Origin of the sequence: Enterococcus sp. AZ188, assembly GCF_050544075.1 — a bacterium.
Taxonomy (GTDB): domain Bacteria; phylum Bacillota; class Bacilli; order Lactobacillales; family Enterococcaceae; genus Enterococcus_D; species Enterococcus_D entomosocium.
The window spans coordinates 1,390,913-1,409,603 of the sequence record NZ_CP172943.1 but is presented as its reverse complement, the minus strand read 5'-3'; the positions used below and the strand labels follow the sequence as shown (position 1 = coordinate 1,409,603).

At 43.9% G+C, this 18,691-nt stretch carries 15 protein-coding genes and 1 riboswitch; of the genes, 5 read left to right on the top strand and 10 right to left on the bottom strand.

Annotated features, from left to right (window positions below; translation table 11 throughout):
- Positions 1–36 precede the first annotated feature (36 nt).
- The 8 genes from IGI86_RS06555 to recQ form a co-directional block, all read right to left on the bottom strand.
- Complete coding sequence (locus IGI86_RS06555) at positions 37–954, bottom strand: ROK family protein (RefSeq protein ID WP_176273492.1); 918 nt, start codon at positions 952–954, stop codon at positions 37–39.
- A 13-nt stretch (positions 955–967) separates the two neighbouring features.
- Positions 968–1,969: a LacI family DNA-binding transcriptional regulator gene (locus tag IGI86_RS06550; RefSeq protein ID WP_430617823.1), complete on the bottom strand. Its 1,002-nt coding sequence runs from the start codon at positions 1,967–1,969 to the stop codon at positions 968–970.
- A gap of 223 nt (positions 1,970–2,192) precedes the next feature.
- Positions 2,193–4,337: a glycoside hydrolase family 3 N-terminal domain-containing protein gene (locus IGI86_RS06545; RefSeq protein ID WP_430617822.1), complete on the bottom strand. Its 2,145-nt coding sequence runs from the start codon at positions 4,335–4,337 to the stop codon at positions 2,193–2,195.
- A 303-nt stretch (positions 4,338–4,640) separates the two neighbouring features.
- Positions 4,641–6,956 carry a WxL domain-containing protein gene (locus IGI86_RS06540; RefSeq protein WP_430617821.1) on the bottom strand — a complete coding sequence of 772 codons (2,316 nt, stop codon included), beginning with the start codon at positions 6,954–6,956 and terminating at the stop codon, positions 4,641–4,643.
- 45 nt (positions 6,957–7,001) lie between these two features.
- On the bottom strand, positions 7,002–7,367 hold the full coding sequence (locus tag IGI86_RS06535) for a hypothetical protein (RefSeq protein ID WP_008381556.1): 366 nt from the start codon (positions 7,365–7,367) through the stop codon (positions 7,002–7,004).
- A gap of 545 nt (positions 7,368–7,912) precedes the next feature.
- The gene (locus IGI86_RS06530) at positions 7,913–8,653 is read right to left on the bottom strand and encodes a MurR/RpiR family transcriptional regulator (RefSeq protein ID WP_005236546.1); all 741 of its coding nucleotides are present in this window, start codon (positions 8,651–8,653) and stop codon (positions 7,913–7,915) included.
- A gap of 57 nt (positions 8,654–8,710) precedes the next feature.
- Positions 8,711–9,130: a GNAT family N-acetyltransferase gene (locus IGI86_RS06525; RefSeq protein ID WP_005236549.1), complete on the bottom strand. Its 420-nt coding sequence runs from the start codon at positions 9,128–9,130 to the stop codon at positions 8,711–8,713.
- A gap of 57 nt (positions 9,131–9,187) precedes the next feature.
- Positions 9,188–10,954 carry a DNA helicase RecQ gene (gene recQ, locus IGI86_RS06520; protein ID WP_061053985.1) on the bottom strand — a complete coding sequence of 589 codons (1,767 nt, stop codon included), beginning with the start codon at positions 10,952–10,954 and terminating at the stop codon, positions 9,188–9,190.
- 118 nt (positions 10,955–11,072) lie between these two features.
- Between recQ and IGI86_RS06515 the strand changes: the two genes are divergently transcribed.
- On the top strand, positions 11,073–12,188 hold the full coding sequence (locus tag IGI86_RS06515; RefSeq protein WP_430617820.1) for an NAD(P)/FAD-dependent oxidoreductase: 1,116 nt from the start codon (positions 11,073–11,075) through the stop codon (positions 12,186–12,188).
- 93 nt (positions 12,189–12,281) lie between these two features.
- Here IGI86_RS06515 and IGI86_RS06510 read toward each other — a convergent pair whose 3' ends face one another.
- Both IGI86_RS06510 and IGI86_RS06505 read right to left on the bottom strand, forming a co-directional pair.
- Positions 12,282–13,292, bottom strand: a complete 1,011-nt coding sequence (locus IGI86_RS06510; protein ID WP_008381564.1) for a plasmid pRiA4b ORF-3 family protein — start codon at positions 13,290–13,292, stop codon at positions 12,282–12,284.
- A 65-nt stretch (positions 13,293–13,357) separates the two neighbouring features.
- Entirely contained in the window at positions 13,358–14,896 is a 1,539-nt protein-coding gene (locus IGI86_RS06505) for a metal ABC transporter solute-binding protein, Zn/Mn family (RefSeq protein ID WP_430617819.1), read from the bottom strand.
- A 323-nt stretch (positions 14,897–15,219) separates the two neighbouring features.
- Positions 15,220–15,319: riboswitch (TPP riboswitch) on the top strand.
- A gap of 94 nt (positions 15,320–15,413) precedes the next feature.
- Here IGI86_RS06505 and IGI86_RS06500 point away from each other — a divergent pair.
- Genes IGI86_RS06500 through IGI86_RS06485 form a run of 4 tightly spaced genes read left to right on the top strand, consistent with a single transcriptional unit; the run spans position 15,414 to position 18,648 of the window.
- Positions 15,414–16,037 carry a YkoF family thiamine/hydroxymethylpyrimidine-binding protein gene (locus IGI86_RS06500; RefSeq protein ID WP_005236559.1) on the top strand — a complete coding sequence of 208 codons (624 nt, stop codon included), beginning with the start codon at positions 15,414–15,416 and terminating at the stop codon, positions 16,035–16,037.
- On the top strand, positions 16,030–16,632 hold the full coding sequence (locus IGI86_RS06495) for an ECF transporter S component (RefSeq protein WP_430617818.1): 603 nt from the start codon (positions 16,030–16,032) through the stop codon (positions 16,630–16,632). Before IGI86_RS06500 ends, IGI86_RS06495 begins: the two co-directional genes overlap by 8 nt.
- Positions 16,629–18,041, top strand: a complete 1,413-nt coding sequence (locus IGI86_RS06490) for an ABC transporter ATP-binding protein (protein WP_008381568.1) — start codon at positions 16,629–16,631, stop codon at positions 18,039–18,041. Before IGI86_RS06495 ends, IGI86_RS06490 begins: the two co-directional genes overlap by 4 nt.
- Positions 17,968–18,648 (top strand): energy-coupling factor transporter transmembrane component T, encoded by a 681-nt coding sequence (locus IGI86_RS06485; protein WP_086299561.1) that lies wholly within the window; start codon positions 17,968–17,970, stop codon positions 18,646–18,648. Before IGI86_RS06490 ends, IGI86_RS06485 begins: the two co-directional genes overlap by 74 nt.
- Positions 18,649–18,691: the final 43 nt, after the last annotated feature.

The window sequence follows — 18,691 nt, the reverse complement described above, 5'->3', positions numbered from 1 at the left end:
CTTACTTTTTCACCCAAAGGAAATACATGCTTTCCTTTATTGGTTCATCAATTGATAGACCGCACCAATCATACCAGCATCATTTTTTAATTTTGCTCGTTGAATCGGTGCAATCGTGCGACCTTCTAAATAACCAATACTTTCATGGCGAGCTTTTAGCTGGCTCATGGTCTCTTCAAGCCTTGTCATGAAACCATCATTTTCACTGACCCCACCACCAACCAAAATCAGCTCGGGATCAAATGTACTGATCAAATTCAGTAAGCCCACTGATAAATCTTGGAAAAATTGAGCAATCACTTGGTTCGCTACTACTTCTCCTTGTTCTCCTCTCTGGAAGATCTCGACTGCATCTTGAGGCAGATCACTTCGCCCTTGTTGCTGAAGTGCCAGTTGATACTGATGGCAAAGACCACCCACGATGGCTGCTCGTTGATTCAAGGAAACTGACTCTAGATTTCCCTGTTCAGGCAATGTGTCGATCAGCATCCACCCAAATTCACCTGCCATGCCATGACTGCCTCGATAGAGCTGATTGTTGACGATGATCCCGCCACCAATACCAGTTCCCACAACAAGACAAAGATAGTTCTCACAAGCCTGTGCATGCCCAAGCCATTTTTCAGCAATCGCTGCAGCATTGGCATCATTTTCAACAAGGACTGGCAGCTTGACACGTTTCTCTAATTCCAACTTTAGGTTGATTCCATAAAGCGGTTTGATTGATCCTGCCGTGATCATCGTGCCATCTTTTTGGATGATGCCCGGTGCGCTAATACCGACACCTTCGATCACTGCATCTTGCTGCAGCGATTCGATCAATGCTGTGATGGATTGCAAAAATTTTTCTTTTTCATGAATGGTTGGCATCTGTCCTTTCTTCACAATTTCACCCGTTCTCAAAATCACACCATATTTGATAGCCGTTCCTCCAACATCAATTCCAATAAACATTGCTTCACCCTCATTATTCATTTACTTGTTTTGTCGATTGCTTAATACTCAATTCTCCTGGTAAAACGTAGGAGACACCACATGCATTTTCCTCAATCATTTCGATCAAGTGGTATACTGCCGTGACCCCTTGCAATTGGATTGGATTTTTCACAGTCGTCAACCGAGGCATGAAATAGTCCAAGAGATCGATGCCATCAAAGCCAATTACGCTGAAATCATCCGGCACCCGCCACTTGGTCTCATGGATCGCCTTGACCGTTCCTATCGCACTAAGATCATTTCCCGCCAGAAACGCTGTGGGTAAATCTTTCTGCTCTAGCAAAAACTGTTGCACGCGGACTCTCGTTCGTTCTTCTTCAAAGAACCCCTGCAATTGATAGTCCGACCGTTTAGAAACCCCTGCCTCGTTTAATGCTTCTAAATACCCTCTTAAACGCTCATCACTATCATAAACACCAGTAATACCACTGATAAAGGCAATTTTTTTGTGGCCAAGTGACAAAAGATACTCGGTGGCTGCTTTCCCTTTTTCGAAAGAATCAAAGACTACACTGCCGAAGTTCTTCTCTTGAATGTTTCGATCGATAAAGACGGCTTTGATTTGTTCTCGTTCCATCGCAGCCAAATCCTGCTTCGTTAAAAAATCTTCAAATCCAATAATGCCATCAACAACACCACCTAAAATACTATTGAGGACAACGCGCTTATCTGCAGATAAAAACACGTTGACTGCATACCCATGTTTTTCTGCCTCTCTGGCAATGGCTTCAACTAGTACGCTAAAGTAGGGGCCCTTAATGCTGGTGGTGTAAAAACCAAGCATCTTGGTTTTCGTGTTTTTTAATTGTTTGCCCATCAAATTTGGGACATAATGCAACCGCTGCGCGGCAGCCATCACACGTTCTTTCGTTGCGGGCCGAACAACATCGACACCGTTTAATGCTTTAGACACGGTCGCAATCGACACGTTTGCCTCCTTTGCCACTTCCCGAATCGTGATTCGATTTGTCAAATGATTCTCCCCTCCTGAAGGATTCTTCCCAAAAATAAAAACGTTTTTATTTTGCTGAAAAAATCAACGACCACTCTAAGGTTGGCCATCCGATAAACCAACTATATATAAAAACGTTTTCACCCACAATGGTTCTAGGACTAGTTGGCGCATGTACCAGCACCTTGAAACCTGTGCCACTTTGGTACAAGTTGTACCCGAAAAAAAAAGCCTCGAAAGGCTTTTAAATCGTGAGCGTACCAATCAACTTCGCTGAGGCAGCAGCAAAGCCAAGGTATAAGGAAATCGTACCAAGATCACTTTTTGTCGAGAAATCAGAATGAACGTAAGCAAAATCCTCTGGTGTAACATAGAATGAATGCTGCCTTTCTTCGGCTGCAGCAAGATGGATTTTTTGCCATTGTTTCAATTCCCTCATCGGTCGTGCTACTTCCGTAACATCGTCTCTGCTATAGAGTTGCAATGTCGTTGTATGCGGCACATCGCCCTCATTTTTCAGTGTGCAACTGATCTCAAATGGCGCACCCTTTTCCTGAGGAATAATGATTTGGGTGTGGGTAATCGTGCATTTACTATAGCCTATCCCCGAGCCAAAAGAAAACAACGGCTCATTTTTTTCATCCATATAGCGCGAAATATATTTTTGATCACTATTCTCTTCTGTCAGTGGCCGACCTGTAGAGAGTTGAGCATAAGTCAACGGCAACTGTCCTTCTGCCCTTGGAAAACTCATAGCTAAACGTCCTTGCGGTTCAGATTCGCCCATCAACAAATCTGCCAATGCATTACCGCCTTCTGATCCAGGGAACCAGGCAATCATGATTGCTTGACAAAGAGGCTCGATGGCGGTCAAAACCAGTGGTCTGCCACAGAAAAGAATCGTTGCGATCCTAGGATTGACCTGACTTACTGCTTCAATCAATGCTTCTTGATTTCTTGATAAAGAAAGTTTGGTCAGACTTGCCGCTTCTCCCGCTTCCTCGCTGGTTTCCCCCAGAGCCAATAAAACGACCTCAGCTCCTTTAGCGACTTTACACGCCTCATCAAGAAAGGCGCTCGTCAACATTTCCCCATCAGGGTACGATAAGACAGTTAAGTCAATTTCTTTTTGAGAAAGACCTTCCGCTAAGGAGACCGCAGCCTCTGGTTTGCCGATCCACGACCAAGCCCCCAAAAGATCCTTTGAATCTGCTTTGGGACCGATCAGCGCGACCTTTTGTTTTTTCTGCAAAGGCAACAGTGCTTGGTTTTTCAGAAGAACCGTTGTTTGCTTTGCTGCTTCTCTTGAAAGAAGACGGGTTTCCTTTAGGAGTCTAGGCGTTAAGTTTTCCGGTGCTAACCCTCTATAAGGGTCTTCAAAAAGGCCTAGCTTGTTCTTTAAATGTAGCACATGAAAAACCGCCTTATTCAACTGCTCTTTCATAGCAGGATCTGCCTGAATGATTTGCTCTAGTGCGTTCAAATAGCAATCACTCATCATATCCATTTCGACACCTGCAGTAAAAGCTTTCTGTGCGGCTTCCTTTCGATCAGCAGCTACACGATGCGCCATCAATTCCGCCACCGCTGCCCAATCTGAGATGATCAAGCCATCAAACCCAAGCTTTTCTCGCAATACTTCCTGCAACAATGGTTGATTGGCTGTGGCCGGCACACCATGGATCGTATTAAAAGAAGTCATGACCAATTCTGCACCAGCTTCAATCGCCGCCTGAAACGCGGGCAGATAATTTTGGTAGAGCTCCAGATCAGACAAATCGACAGTATGGTAATCCCGGCCGCCTTCTGCAGCGCCATAGCCGATAAAGTGTTTGACACAAGCAGCAATTCGCTGTTTATTTTCTGCAAGGGAAGCAGTTCCTTGATACCCTCGTACATAAGCAGCCGTCAACACCGCAGATAAGGTCGGATCTTCCCCATTACTTTCCAAGACCCTCCCCCAGCGCGCGTCTTTAACATGATCCGCCATCGGTGAAAACGTGACATGGACACCAGCTTCTGCCGCTTCTTTTGCTGAAGCTTTAGCAACCTCTTCCACTAACTGCGCATCAAAGGAAGATGCTAATGCCAGTGGAATTGGGAAAATCGTTTCATACCCATGGATAACATCTGCCATAAAAACAAGAGGAATCTTTAAGCGACTTTTCTCAAGATAAGACGTTTGGATGGCATACACTTGTTCCGCAGTATGAGTGCCCAACACAGAACCAATCGAAAATAATTGGTCTTCACTCATGTGCCATTGTTGCATCGGACCGGTGATTTCTCCTCCTTGCGCAAAAAAATCTGGCGTCAATTGGACCAACTGGCCCACTTTTTCAGCTACAGTCATTTGGTCAATCAGTTCTTTTAGTTTTACGGTTTCCACTACTATTCTCTCCAATCATTAGGCTCTCTTCTTTTGCTTATCGAACTTGCGGCATTTGCTCCTTCTTAGCAGAAGCAACATGTTGCCGATTCCTTTCATTCAGTATAATTAAAAACGTTTTCAAAAAAAGACGATCTTCATACTTTGGTGCAACTCATGGCAAAAAGGAAAAATCTTCATCATGGTACAAGGTGTACCATAAATAATGGATAACACCAAATCCCCTGATACATCCGACATTGTGTCTTCTCCGATTCTAACAAAAAGAAGCTGCAATTCGCTGCAGCTTCTTTTTGTTTATTGTTAAGGAACAAATGAAAGTTCCCAAAGAATGGTTGCTGAATATCTCGTGGCTTGAGGAGTCGCACTAATTGGTACCTCAAGTTTGACACTTTGATCCATTGTTTCTCGATCGCCAAAGCGCTGGACCCAAGTGCCTCTGCCTTGGTTGGCACCTGTTTGTGCGATTATCTCCGCATTTCCAACAGTCAGTGCTGCTTGCTGTTTATGAGTAGGTGGCTCAGACACGTTTTCTCGAGTCGTTACTACATCGATATTGTCTAATAAAATTCTAGCACCAGTCAGTTGATGCCCTTCATCACTTTCAAAAGGCTCTCGTAAGGTTGCACGGAGGGTCCATCCAGAATTTTCCCGCCTCCGATCTGAAACCTGCACATAATTAGGCCGTAGATTATCATTTGGATCAGCCGGCTGAAGGAGTTTTTGCGGCAGGGCATCGTAGGTCGTCGTTTCTGACCGAATGCCAACTGTCCCAAACTGGAATTGGGAAACAAAATCCAAGCTGACAAACCCTTGTTCTGCATCAATCTCAGGCGGATTCTCAGGATTTACTTGCGTATCCGGATCAAGAGGGTCTACTGGTTGCGGAGTACTTTCCAAACCATAAACCAGCCAGTATTCTTGTTCATCTCGGGTGACTCTTGTTTCCAGCGGCTGACCGTCCCGCTCGTAAAGATATTGATAATAAGGAATTGTCAAAGGCAAGATATCAACCGATTCATTTACGAATTCTCCTTGATAGGTTGGTTCCCTCAATGCTACCCCTTCTTCATCTATGTGATTGATCTTGATGTTCGATGGCACGCGATCAAATAAAAAAGTAACATTCTGATGGAAAGGCTGCGGCATAATAGCAAATGTACCTGGGTCAAAGTGTTCTGTGACATACTCAACCCCGTAATAGTCATACCCTAACTGATAGGGTTCATCGCTCTCTCGGTTCTTGGGGTCAAGGGTATGAAGGAAACGTAATGGTAGTTCTAATGTTTCAGTTGGTAGAATATCCTCCCCTGTCTCTCGATCTCGATAATCCACATGGACGGTTCCGGTACCAATGTAATAATTCATCTCTTCAAAATAAAAGGTATGGCGATCACTTCTCGCACCAGTACTACCAGATATAATAAATGCCATTGCAGAAATATCTGATGGCTGCCAATCACTGATGTCACGTTCCCATATCATATCTCTATAAGTAACTTTAAACCAGCGACCTTCATTATTTGGCTGATATTCAATCAGGATCGGATCATCTGCTCCGTTTCTAGCACCCGTAGTTGCTGCTGGAGCATCACCTTCCATATATGTTTCCAGTAATAATGGTGTCCTATGATAAATAAAGCCAGCAAAGGGCGCTCCATTGACAGCTATAGGATCCCTCTCAACGATAAAACCATCCTCGCCAAAAGAACCACGGCTATCATTATAGTTATTGTCTAGCTTAAAAGCGAACGCATCCCTCAAACCTCCGATTCCAAACGCATTGCCATCATAACCTATCCTATAGGTCTCAGAATTGTGAAAGCCAAATGCCATTCCATCTGCGCCAAGTGGTTTAGACCCAATATTGGCTTTACCTTTAAGCGTAAATGGCTGATCCAGACTAATTCTGTCTTTTAACGTAACATAACCGACTGACCTAGATATATCTTCTGTTAGTACTAATAGCCCAGTTTCATCATTGTAAGTAGCAGTGCCTTGGACATCAAAGTGTTCTCTAAAATTGTTTTTGTTAATTGTCACTTCGACCATCTGTCCACTTCTATCATCAGCTTCTGGCTCTCTCGCTTCCGCATCCGCAGCTTGATCTGCTTCCGCAGAGTCATTCTCTTCTTCAGTCGAATCAGTGTCTTCGGCCTCCGTATGATCTAAGATCAGCAGGCGCTGCGTAGCAGTCTCGGCAACGATGATCTCATATTCTCCGATCGTATCCACAAGAATCGGTAAGACAAAAGTCGTTTGTGGGGTCTCGCTGTTCAGCTGCCACACACCTTCGTGGTCTGTTGCTACCACCGTCAGTTCATCGTTCAAAGCTTCCTGATCAATGATTATTTCCTGAGGCAACGCGATGTCCACCGTTTCGAGGGCAACTTCTGAGTAGAAAATAAAATCTATTACGTGCTCGACCTCGCCTTGGATCAGTTCCTCCGCAAAGGAGATTTCTCCACTCACTTCATCGTCGGCCTTCTCCTCGTGTTCTTCCTCTGGTGTCCACGAAAAAATCGTCTCGGCATTCATGATTGTTAATGTTGTAATCAGTGGGAGTAAGGCAAGTAGAACCAGCAACCACTTATTTTTTTTGCGAAAAAATGAGTTCATCGCATTCACTCCTAAATGTCATTTCTCTTATTTTCCCCATGGGATCTAGCCCCACTTAGGGAATGTTGATTTCCCTTTTTTGATAAGTTGTTTTACTACGTATATGTTAAGTGCGGTGATCAGCAAGAGACTTCCAAGAATCACCCAATCCAACCGTTGAATGAAGTTTGTCTGGGGCAGCTGCCCGCCGGGTTTACCCGTGTCTTGCGGTGGACGCGGAACAGGACCGGTTGGTGGAGATGGTTCTGGTTGATCCAAAGGCTCATAAATCCCGGTAAACCCCACTGTCCCCTCCGTTTCCGTTGAACGTCTCTCCTCGCCAAAACTCGTTCTTGTAAACCCGAAAGCGAACAATAAGACCAAACATACTTTCAAAGCCCTTCCTCTAATAGATGCACCGTTGATATCCATTCTCCCTCCTCCTTGTGAGTTGTTCATTTCGAAAACGATCGTTTTTGAGACGTGTTATTTTATTAAAGCCAATCTCTTTACAAAAGCCTAAATAGTACTGTTTATATGGAATTCATTCTATCTTGATCGTAGTCGTACTTGATATCTCAAAAACCATGGTTTTCAAACATGTCATACTAATTATATCGATGTTCTACTTAGAATAAAATTCACGATATTCCTCGATCGATGAATATCCTGCATGAAGTTAAAAAAAACATACGTTTCATTCATATGTTATTGTTGCAACTATTTTAGAAACTTGCCATCTCCCTTTTATACAACAAAAAGCTCAATGATCTTAGATTACGTTATTCCTTTAATCCTCGACACCTTGAATCGACGCTTCATGTCAGGCGTCCCTCTCATTTTCTATCAACAAGACTGAACCGTAATTAGCTTGCTAAAATGCAAAAAAACAAACAGGTCCAAAAGTCATCAAAAGAAAAGTCTCTTGATCCATTAAACCTGTTTGTTTTTTTCATTTATTAAAGGAAAAATGTAGCTTATTCCCCTGCGGATAAAGAAAACTGACGAACCGTCTCCGACAACGCTTCGACTAAGAAAAGGCAAGGAATTTGCGTCGTCAAATCTTCATACTTGTTGATGCGTTTCACATCAACTGAATAGTCTAAGACATAATCGGACATTCGCCCCAGTGTGCTGTTGGCGTCACTGGTGATTGCTACAGTGGTGAAGTCAGGATTATTACGAAAGCCATTGACCACTTCAATGATCTCGGTGGTCGTTCCGGTGATTGAAAGGACCACGATCATATTGTCTGACGTATGTTTCAGCTTCGCAAAGATTGGATAGGTATTATCCACCAAAGCATAACTGTTAAATCCGATTGTGGCAAAACGGCGGGCAGCATATTCACACATTGAACCTGACGCACCGATGCCATAAAAAATAATATTCTCACATTCCAGCATTCGTTCAGCGATTCGCCGGATTTTTCCTTCGATGTCTCGCGGGAAGCGTTCCGGATCCAAAACGGTCATACTGCTAAAAAAACTGACAGCATCTAACTCAGGTGCTTTGAACTGGGTACGAAATTCTGTAAAGCTCTCATACCCTAATTTACGGATAAAGCGCATAACAGAAGAAGCTGAGGTGTGGGATTCAAGCGCGATCTCACGAACCCGCATATAGGGAATCTTATCACTTTGGCTCGACATATAATGATAAATCGCACGATCGGTCTCTGATAACTCATTGAAATCGATTTTTCCAAAAAAAGACATAGTAAACGCTCCTATTTTCTCATTCTCCTATCAATGTACCACAAGCTAGCAAAAACATCACAACTGTTTGATAAGAAATAATTCCATCGGCTGTTCAAATCCAGGACTTGTCAAAAGTAACCCACCGGCATCTTGGTAACCAAGGTTGCGATAGAAATGCTGTGCTTGCTCGTCGACTTGCGTGGAAGTCAAACAAAGAGCATGGCCGGCTGCTTTTTGCTGTTGTTCCCAATAAGTAACCAACCGTTTCCCAAGTCCCTTGCCTTGATGCGCTTCTGCGATCACTAACATGGTACAAAAAGGAATCGTGTCCCAGAAAAAATTGTAGCGCAGTAACCCTACTGGCTGTTCGTCTGCAACTATCACATAAGCAGTTTTTTCCATTATCTTTTTGGCGAAGACTTCCTTTGGTAAGTGAGTATCCAAAGAAAACCAAAACGCTTGATCTGCAGCTATTGCCGGTCGAATCGTAATCACTGATTTTTCGTCCCTTCCTGCTGTTTTTTTGTCTTATCGTAGAGAAAATGGTCTATTTTAGTCACTTTCCGTCTTTTCGTATTCAGAAAGCAATGCTAAAAAGGCATCGCCATACTTATCCAATTTGTTTTGGCCAACCCCTTTGATCTGTAAAAAATCGATCGGCGTTTTTGGCTGAACTTCCGCCAATTCTCGCAGTGTTTTATCAGAAAAAACGACATACGGCGGCAAATTTTGTTCTTGTGCGAGATTCAATCGTAAGGTGCGCAGTTGATCGAACAGTTCATCATCAACCACTAACTGTTTGACTTTGGTTTGTTTTCTATAAACTTTTGCTTTTCCAAGCAACACATCAATCCCCGCATTGGTCACACTTAACAAAGGGTATTGCCCTTCTGACGGCAAAAGATACCCTGATGCTGTTAAATAATCGATCAGCTGATTGACTTCCTTTTGAGACCAATCTTTCATTAATCCATAAGTTGGTAACTTTTCAAAGCCCCACTGTTTGACTTTTTGGTCGCCAGAGCCCGTTAGCACTTTCCCCACCAAGGCTTTCCCGAAGCGTTCGCCCATTCGTTTCACACATGACAACACTTTTTGTGTATCCACTGTGATATCCACTTGTTCTCTTTCATCAAGGCAATTGCTGCAACGACCGCAATCGGAACCATCTTCTCCAAAATAACGCAAAATATAGCGCTGTAAGCACAGTTGGGTATGTCCGTATTGGCTCATCTCCCGCAATTTCAAGTATTCGTTTTGGCGATAAAGAATATCTGATTCGGATTGATCGATAAAGAATTGCTGAATCTGCATGTCTTGTGGAGCATAAAGTAAGATCGCATCACTGGGTTCGCCGTCTCGTCCGGCACGCCCGGCTTCCTGATAATAAGACTCCAAATTTCCAGGTATCTGGGCATGGATCACGAAACGGACATTGCTTTTGTTGATTCCCATCCCGAATGCATTGGTCGCTACCATCACTTGCAGGCGGTCATAAAGAAATTCTTCTTGGAAAAATGAGCGCTCTTCTTCTGAAAGTCCGCCATGGTAATACCCGACGGACACGCGTTCATGTTTCAACAGGTGATAGATCCGTTCCACTTCCTTGCGGGTACTGGCGTAAATGATACCTGATTGTCCTTGGTTCATTTTCAAATACGTTGTGATGTAGGTATCTTTTTGATCCTTGACGACTTGAAAAGCCAAATTTTCCCGAGCAAACCCGGTTTTGACTTGATTTTCTGCCGGAATTGAAAGTAAGTTTTCGATGTCTTCGGCAACTTTGGGTGTAGCTGTCGCGGTAAGGGCAACGATCGTTGGCTTCTGCTCCCAGTTTTCGATCGTTTCGGCGAGTCGCAGATAGCTCGGGCGAAAATCATGTCCCCATTGGGAAATACAGTGGGCTTCATCAACGGCCAATAAAGCGATCGGCATCTGCCGCAATGAGTAGCGGAAAGATTCTGAGTCTAAGCGTTCTGGCGAAACATAAAGCAGTTTGATTCGCCCTTGGCGTGCTTCTTGCAAGCGTTGATTGATCTGTGCTCCTGTCAAGGAAGAATTGATATACGCTGCTGGGATCCCCATATCAACGAGGCTATCTACTTGGTCTTTCATTAATGAAATCAAAGGGGAGATGACCAAGGTCACTCCATCCAGCAAGAGCGCTGGCAATTGATAACAAATGGATTTCCCTCCACCTGTGGGCATGATTCCCAAAACATTTTGTTGTGTTAAAATAGATTGAATAATCGTCTCTTGACCTTCACGAAACTGTGAATAGCCAAAATGTTCTTTTAAGACTGTTTGAATAGTTTGCATAATACCCTCTTTTCCATTTCCTTATTATACGCAATTAAGTACGCAAAGAAAACGGCATTAAGAGAACTTTCGATTTTTATTCGCTTTTCAATGAAATCAAACAAAGGAGTCTTCTACTATGAAAAAAGTTATGATTATCGGCGGTGGGATCATCGGTTTGACCCTCGCCAATTATCTTGATAAAACCAAATTTGACGTGACTGTCATTGATTCCCTCATCGGTCAAGCAACATCTGCCAGCGCTGGCATCATTTCCCCTTGGCTATCCAAACGCCGCAATAAAAAATGGTACCAGTTAGCACAAGAGGGAGCCGCTTTCTTCCCGAAATTGGTACGGGATTTTGCTTTAGATGAATCCATCTATGCCCCATGTGGCACTTTGGTAGTGCGACCAGAAAAGGCGCTTCAAGAACTGGCAGAATTAGCTGAAAATCGACGTAAGGCGGCACCAGGAATCGGCGAAATCGACTTACTGACGGGCTCACAAACCAAAGAGGTATTGCCATTACTAAAAGAAATGCCCTCTTTACGAATCACAGGCGGTGGCCGCTTAGATGGTCAGGCTTATCTTGCCCACTTAAAAGCAAACGCTCAGCAGCAGCAAGTGACTTTTATTGAAGAAAAAGCTGAGATCGTCAGAAACGGCCACCATTGGCAAATCAAAACCAAGGATCACTTTCTTGAGACCGAGATTCTTTGCCTGACAGCTGGACCGGGATTACTAGACTTGTTATCACCTTTAGGGTATCAGGTTGATATCCGTCCGCAAAAAGGCCAGTTGCTCTCTTTTGCCACCAACCTGCCGACAAACAGTTGGCCGGTCGCCATGCTAGAAGGCGAAGGCGACTTGATTCCCTTCTCTAATGGTCAAATTTTATTAGGCGCTACTCATGAAAATGATGCTGGTTGGGATTTGACACCTACTGAAGCAGCTCAACAGCAATTGATGACAGGAATCGGTGCTTTTCTTGAAGCCCCCGAAGCACTCTTTGCTGCCCCAATGACTATGCGAGTCGGCACACGCGCTTATACCTCTGATTTTGCGCCTTTCTTTGGGGAAGTGCCTGATGAAACGAATTTGTTCGCCGCCAGCGGGCTAGGTTCTTCCGGTTTAACGACGGGACCTTACATCGGTTATCTTCTAGCAAATCGGATCAATGAGGTACATGCGCAACCAACAGACTTCTCGTCCTACACCAAACCGATGACAGAGTATATCAAAAAGCGCCTTTGATAGGAAACCACTAAAAAACCACCAGAACCGTTACGGCCTGGTGGTTGTGCTGTTTGATTCTTGTAAAATTACGGACAATTTCCTAACTACTAGTTAAACATATTCTCCTGTTTCCCAATAATCGAGTAAAACTTCATTGATGATCTCACGATCCAGTGGTTCACGGATATCATCATCAAAGGCATCTTCGATCGGGACATCGCCCACAGCTTTGATACAAACCGGGACGACCGGATTCGGATGATCCTCTGCTGTCAACACTTTTTCAATCTTGATCTTATGTGTCCAATCTGCCCCCATATCATAAATATAGGTCATGGACTTACAATACTGAAAATCTTGGTCAATAGCGGACGCATCCGTTGGAACGGAATTGCCTAAGCCGATCGATTTCGAGCCGGCAATAAACAAATACAAATGTTGATTCATCCACTCAAAGGCAATCTGGATCAAAATATGTAGCTGTTCATAGGTCAGCCCTGCAGGAATAATCAAACGACGCCAAATTGGCGGACGGTATCCTTCTAAATCAATACGGACCTGATAGGCGACCGGCGTATCTGCTGCGTCATCAAAGGCCGTATGTTTTGTTGGAAATGGGACGATTTTTGGCGAGATTGCAGCAATCCGTGGGTCATCAACGGGCAATAGATCATGTTCTTCGGGATCGGTATCTTTAATCATTGCTAACATCGCTTCTTTCTTTTCAGCTGACCAAAACTGTGGTTTGGACATCCGAGCGAAAAAGATAGGTTGTTTTTCAGCCAATACAAAGGCAATTTCTAGGTATTGCGATTTGGTAATATGCTTTTCTTTATACATGCAGTAATAAAAGTCTTCAATGGCTGTTTTGGCAAACGGAAGAAAATTTAGACTGTACGGTACTTCTTGAGGCAGCATTTCAGTATATACCCATTCAACAAAGACTTTGTCTTTTAGTTTGGTCATGCCGCCATCTGTTTCCGCGCAAAAGATCAAGTAAAAAACAGGATCTAAGTAATGCTCAAGATCGTCGTCACTAACCACACTGGGTCCGCCATACAAATCAACGTGATCCATCATCCGGTCAATCACTTTCGCTAATTTCTTCAATGTTTTTTCCAAAAAAATCTCGCTCCTTCCTATCAAGTTTACTTTGACGAAAAGAGCGAGGATTGTCAATCTTTTTTTTAATGGGAGAGCATTTCCTGTGCAATTTCTAATCCGCTCATCCCCGTTGGGTAATAGGTCGGCCAATGCTCCATTTCCTCTAGTAACGCTTCATGACTCTCGTTGCCAAAGTAGATATGGAAATGATGTGAAGCACCTGGTGCGATCATATGGTCGCTAAATTGGATATATTTGAACGCCGCATCTTCATCGGTGCTTTCAAATAAGAAGCGTACGCCACGATTACCAGCTGAGTAGTTCAAAACCTCTTTGCCAGTATACACATACTTAGCTTCTTTCTCTGTACCATCATCAAAAATAAATGTCATTGTATTGTCTGTGATCTTGATCTGAGCAACATCCGTTTGATACCCTGTCGTATAATACTCTTTGTATTCGTCAGCCGTCATTTTCTTGTCCATTTTTGCTTTATAATCAAACACTTGATCCAATGTTCCGTCTTGTAAAAATGGGTAAACGGATTGCCAGTCTCCTGCCCAGTCAGATAAAGGACGGTCTTGTACATCGGCATCCTCAAAGTAGCCGTTATAAACTGTTTTTTCTTTTTCGGCTTCAGCCATTTCTTTGTCATTTGCTACATCGGTGGTTTTTCTCAAGGCATCGCGGTTTTGCTCCATAATTGAAATGTAGTCTTCCCCGTTATCCATCTGCTCTTGGGTCAAGCCTTCTAATGGATTCAAAACAGCCAGTTCGACTCCTGCTTCTGACGCTAACGTCCGGGCAATGCTGTCTTTGGCATTTTCTTCAAAATAGATCGTCTGAATGCCTGTTTCTTGAACGAACTCTTTTAGTTCTGCGATCCGTGAAGCGGAAGGCTCTTCACTTGGTGAAAGACCGGAGATCGGAACTTGGGTCAATCCGTATTCTAAAGCTAAATAACCAAAAGCGGCGTGCTGCGTTACAAAATGATTTTGCGCCGGATTGCTAAATGCTTCTTCATACGATTCATGAAGATCTTGTAACTGTGCTAAATAATTTGCAGCATTTTCAGCAAAGGCTGTCGCTTTCGCTGGATAAGCCTCACTCAGCTGGTCACGGATCGCCTCTACTTGTTTCATGGCTAAGCTTGGGGCTAACCAGACATGGGGATCTAATTCATGAGAATGACCATCATCGTCGTGGTCATGATCGTGGTCGTGGTCATCGTCACCGGGTAACAGGACCATTCCTTCTGTGGCTTTAACCACTGTCACATCCCCGTCATTTAACGTGGCTTCAATCGAAGGAACCCACATTTCCATGTTCTCGTTGTTGTAGACGAAAACATCCGCATCTTGGATCTTTGCCATATCTTTTGCAGAAGGTTCATAATCGTGGGAATCAGTGCCCGCGGGCATCAATAATTCAACCTCCCCTTCATCCCCTACAACTTGACGAGTAAAATCATACATCGGATAAAACGTAGCCATGACCTGGATTTGTTCATTATCAGAAGCAGCGTTGCCTGATTGTTCAGTTGCATCAGAGCCTCCTTGTCCACAGGCCGCCAAAGCTAGGGCTACTGTTGATAACATCGTTATTTTAAAAAACTTCTTCATTTTCAAAATACACTCCTTTTTATTTTTCCATATTTCCTTTTCCTCGGCAAAACACTGATAAATCAATTACGATTTACAAAAACAAAACGTAACGTTTACGTTTTACCATCGGTTTTCTACTTTACACAACTATTTACCCCTTGTCAACAGCTTTTCAAGATGTTTTTTTATATGTAAAAACTTTCATATGTACCACTGCTGATATCATTATTAACTTACTGAATGGATCGGTTGATTCGGCAACAATCGGCAAATGACGAAAATTGCTATCTATTGTCCTTTGTCGCCTCCTGTGCTACACTCGAGGGGTAATTGAATACAAGATTATCCACTAGGGGCGCTTTATGCTGAGATAGACGTATGTCTGGTCCCTTAGAACCTGATTTGGTTAGTACCAACGTAGGGAAGTGGCAGCGCATGATTTTTCGCGTTCCCATTTTTTCTGTCTACGTGTGGATAGAAAAAGGAGGAACGCTTTTTTTGTAGACAGAAAAACCATCGAGAGGAGAAGAGAAAAATGACAAATGAACCAATCGCCTGTGCGGCAGATGGGATCGATATCACGGGGTGCCGAGTTAGCTTGTACCCAATGAAAGACCATTTCGCGCAACAAATTTTAACAAGTATCGAAAAAACGAATACGAGCGCTGTTTGGCAGCAGACCGATCTGTTCAGTACCCTTTTTCGAGGGGAAGCGCCTAGTGTCATAGACGCAGCAGAGGCGCTATTTATCAACGCCTACGAATCAAAGACACACCTCGTGGGTGAGTTTACTTTTTCCAAAGGCTGTCCCGGAGACACTGCGGGTGACACATTCTTGAATGGCGAACAGGCGCAACCCAATAAAGGAAAGAACCTTGCGAATGGTGACTTTTTGGTTGATTGCAAATATTCGTTTTACGTATTTGGCGAAAATCATTATATGGAAGAAATCGCCACGATCGTCCAGCTGGCAGAGACTCATGGCTTGAGCCCTCGTTCCGCTCACTATGTGACGATGCTGACCGGATCAGCAAGCCAACTCTTTGCGTATTTTGAAGCCGCATTAGCCTATGCCCATGACCATCTCCCCCACTATGTTCTGGAAGCGACTGTTTCGGTCAATAGCCCTTCAAAAAAGGAGGCGATGCCACATGACTAAGTGGGCTTTGAAAGATGTCATCATGGTAGGAATTGCTTCGTTGATTTTTGGCGTGATCTATCTTGGGGCTGTCCATTTCGGATTGTTGTTAGGTACGCTTCTAACGCCCTTTGGATTATCTGTCTTAGCCAATGAGTTTATCTTTGGTGTTTGGTTCATGGCGGCAGCTTTTGCCGGATATGTGCTACGTAAGCCGGGAGCAGCTACGATCACTGAAATGATTGCGGCTCTTTTAGAAGTGTTTATGGGAAATTTTTATGGACCTATCATTTTTATTAGCGGTTTTGTACAGGGGATCGGAACAGAAGCCGGCTTTGCATTAGGCCGCTACCGACGCTACGGGTGGTTCCCTTTAGTTACTGGAGCCGTGGGCGCCACGATCACGAGTTTTCTTTGGGGAATCATTCGGTCAAATTTCATTAACCTACAATGGCAGTTGCTGTTGGCGATCTTTCTTATTCGCTTGCTTTCTTCGTTATTCTTTTCAGCCTTTTTAGTGAAGATCGTCTGTGACCACTTGACACGGATGGGGGTCCTCAACAGTTACCCCATTGCTGAAGATCAAACGATCATCGTCAAACGGAAAACCGCATGAGCCTGTCGGTAAAAAACGGCAGTTTTTTGGTGGATCAAAAGCGACTTGAATTGACTCTGTCTTTGGCCCCTGGTGAAACAAAAGGGATTTATGGTGCTTCAGGAACAGGAAAAAGCACCCTTTTCCATCTCTTAGCGGGACTAAATGAGAAGGGGTTTGATGGAGGGACGTATACGATTGACGGCCAAACGATGAACCAGCTTTCCATCCGGGAAAGAAGCACGTCCGTCAGCTTATTGTTTCAAAATCCTGATATGCAATTTTGCATGGCAACACCTCGAGAAGAGTTGCTTTTCTGTTTAGAGAATCAATGTATTCCCCAAAAAGACATGCCAAACAAAGTGGCTGAAGCTTTGGCATTTTGCGAGATTACCCACCTTGCTGATCAACCTTTCACGACCTTGTCTGGTGGTGAAAAACAGCTAGCCGCATTGGCTTGTTGTCTGATATTAAAAAGTCGTTACTTGCTTTTGGACGAACCCTTTGCCAATTTGGATTCGGACACAAGTCAAAAAGTCATACGAAAACTGCAGCAAATCCAACACAAAAATGCTCTTGGTATTTTATTGATCGATCATCAAATCAAAGAGACCGCTAACTGGGTCGATGAGTGGCTGCTGATTGAAGAGGAATTCAGAACGATCAATCAAGCAGCGCTCCGCCAACTTGATCAGCACCTACGCAAGTCGCTGCCGCTTGTGAACATTAAATCGACTTCTAACGAAAAACGGCTTTCATTTCAAAATTTCCGATTACCCATCCGAAACCATGAAATTGTTTTCCCAGATCTTGCCTTTGATAAGGGCTCACTGATTGGAATCACTGGACGTAGCGGCAGCGGCAAGTCTTCGTTTTTAAAAGCTATTTTACAGCAGCAGGCCTATAAGGGGGATATTCTTTTGGCAGGTAAACCAATCAAGAAGTATCCGTCACCTTTTCGCTCCATCAGTTGGATCATGCAAAATCCGCAAGACCAATTTTTGGCAGCTACCGTTGCGCAAGAGCTTAGCCAAGGAAGCGCCCCGACCGAGAGCGACAAACTACTCGAAAAATTGCGTCTGCAAAACAAGAGTGCCCAGTCGCCTTTTCTACTGAGTCAAGGACAGCAACGGCGCTTGGCTGTTGCCTCCTTACTGCAGCGCCCGGTCGACCTACTGCTAGTAGACGAGCCGACATATGGTCAAGATGTCACACAAGCTTGGCAGATCATGGAGCTATTAGCTGCTAAAGCAACCACTGGCACGTTAGTTTTGATCGTTAGTCACGATGTCTTATTGTTGCAACAGTTTTGCTCGCAAATCATTGATTTCAATTGCTATCAAAAGGAGGTCGCAGATGCGTACACTCAATCCCACAGTCAAGTTATTCGCCATTTTAGGACTCGCCTTAGTGGTTTCTTTTCAAAATAATTTCAGATTGAATTTATTGCTCTCTGTCCTATTCTTCGTTATTACTGTAAAAGAGCGCTCCTTGAAAAAAAGTCTTTTGCTCTTTTCTGCATTAACACTGGCAGCTGTAGGGGTCTTTTTCACTGGTCTCCTTTACTATCAAGACCATCAAGGCGCTCCCTCCTCAACGGCAGCTATTCACTATGGGCTTGACATGGCGAGCCGAATCTACTGCTTCGGTATTCTGGGAAGTTCTTTCAGTGTGACGACCACGATCAATGAATTGATTTATTCGCTGCAGCAACAGCTGCACCTGCCTGCCGTTTTTGCGTACGGTCTGCTCGCTGCGTTTCAAATTGCTCCGATCATTCCAGCAGAGTATCAAAACATCCGCAATAGCATGCGTTCCAGAGGAATCTCAGTCAATTCGTTTTCTTTCAAAATGTTGATTCCTTTACTCGTCAAATCCATTCGCTGGTCCGAACTTTTGGCGACGGCAATGCTTTCAAGAGGTTTCGACGGTGAAGGAAAGCGAACTTATGCCAAGACATTTCGAATCACTTTTATGGATACGCTGTTTTTATCCTTATGTTTGATGGTGGGACTTGGCGGAACACTCATCCTATAAAGGGGAAAGAGACAAAAAGACAAAGAAACGTAAGGGTTTCTTT

What these genes read in the sequence shown, in the direction of transcription:
- IGI86_RS06500 (WP_005236559.1), top strand. Translation starts at nt 15,414, where the DNA reads ATGACAAATGAACCAATCGCCTGTGCGGCAGATGGGATCGATATCACG.
- recQ (WP_061053985.1), bottom strand. Translation starts at nt 10,954, where the DNA reads ATGCAAACTATTCAAACAGTCTTAAAAGAACATTTTGGCTATTCACAG.
- IGI86_RS06485 (WP_086299561.1), top strand. Translation starts at nt 17,968, where the DNA reads ATGCGTACACTCAATCCCACAGTCAAGTTATTCGCCATTTTAGGACTC.
- IGI86_RS06515 (WP_430617820.1), top strand. Translation starts at nt 11,073, where the DNA reads ATGAAAAAAGTTATGATTATCGGCGGTGGGATCATCGGTTTGACCCTC.
- IGI86_RS06490 (WP_008381568.1), top strand. Translation starts at nt 16,629, where the DNA reads ATGAGCCTGTCGGTAAAAAACGGCAGTTTTTTGGTGGATCAAAAGCGA.
- IGI86_RS06505 (WP_430617819.1), bottom strand. Translation starts at nt 14,896, where the DNA reads ATGAAGAAGTTTTTTAAAATAACGATGTTATCAACAGTAGCCCTAGCT.
- IGI86_RS06535 (WP_008381556.1), bottom strand. Translation starts at nt 7,367, where the DNA reads ATGGATATCAACGGTGCATCTATTAGAGGAAGGGCTTTGAAAGTATGT.
- IGI86_RS06555 (WP_176273492.1), bottom strand. Translation starts at nt 954, where the DNA reads ATGTTTATTGGAATTGATGTTGGAGGAACGGCTATCAAATATGGTGTG.
- IGI86_RS06540 (WP_430617821.1), bottom strand. Translation starts at nt 6,956, where the DNA reads ATGAACTCATTTTTTCGCAAAAAAAATAAGTGGTTGCTGGTTCTACTT.
- IGI86_RS06530 (WP_005236546.1), bottom strand. Translation starts at nt 8,653, where the DNA reads ATGTCTTTTTTTGGAAAAATCGATTTCAATGAGTTATCAGAGACCGAT.
- IGI86_RS06495 (WP_430617818.1), top strand. Translation starts at nt 16,030, where the DNA reads ATGACTAAGTGGGCTTTGAAAGATGTCATCATGGTAGGAATTGCTTCG.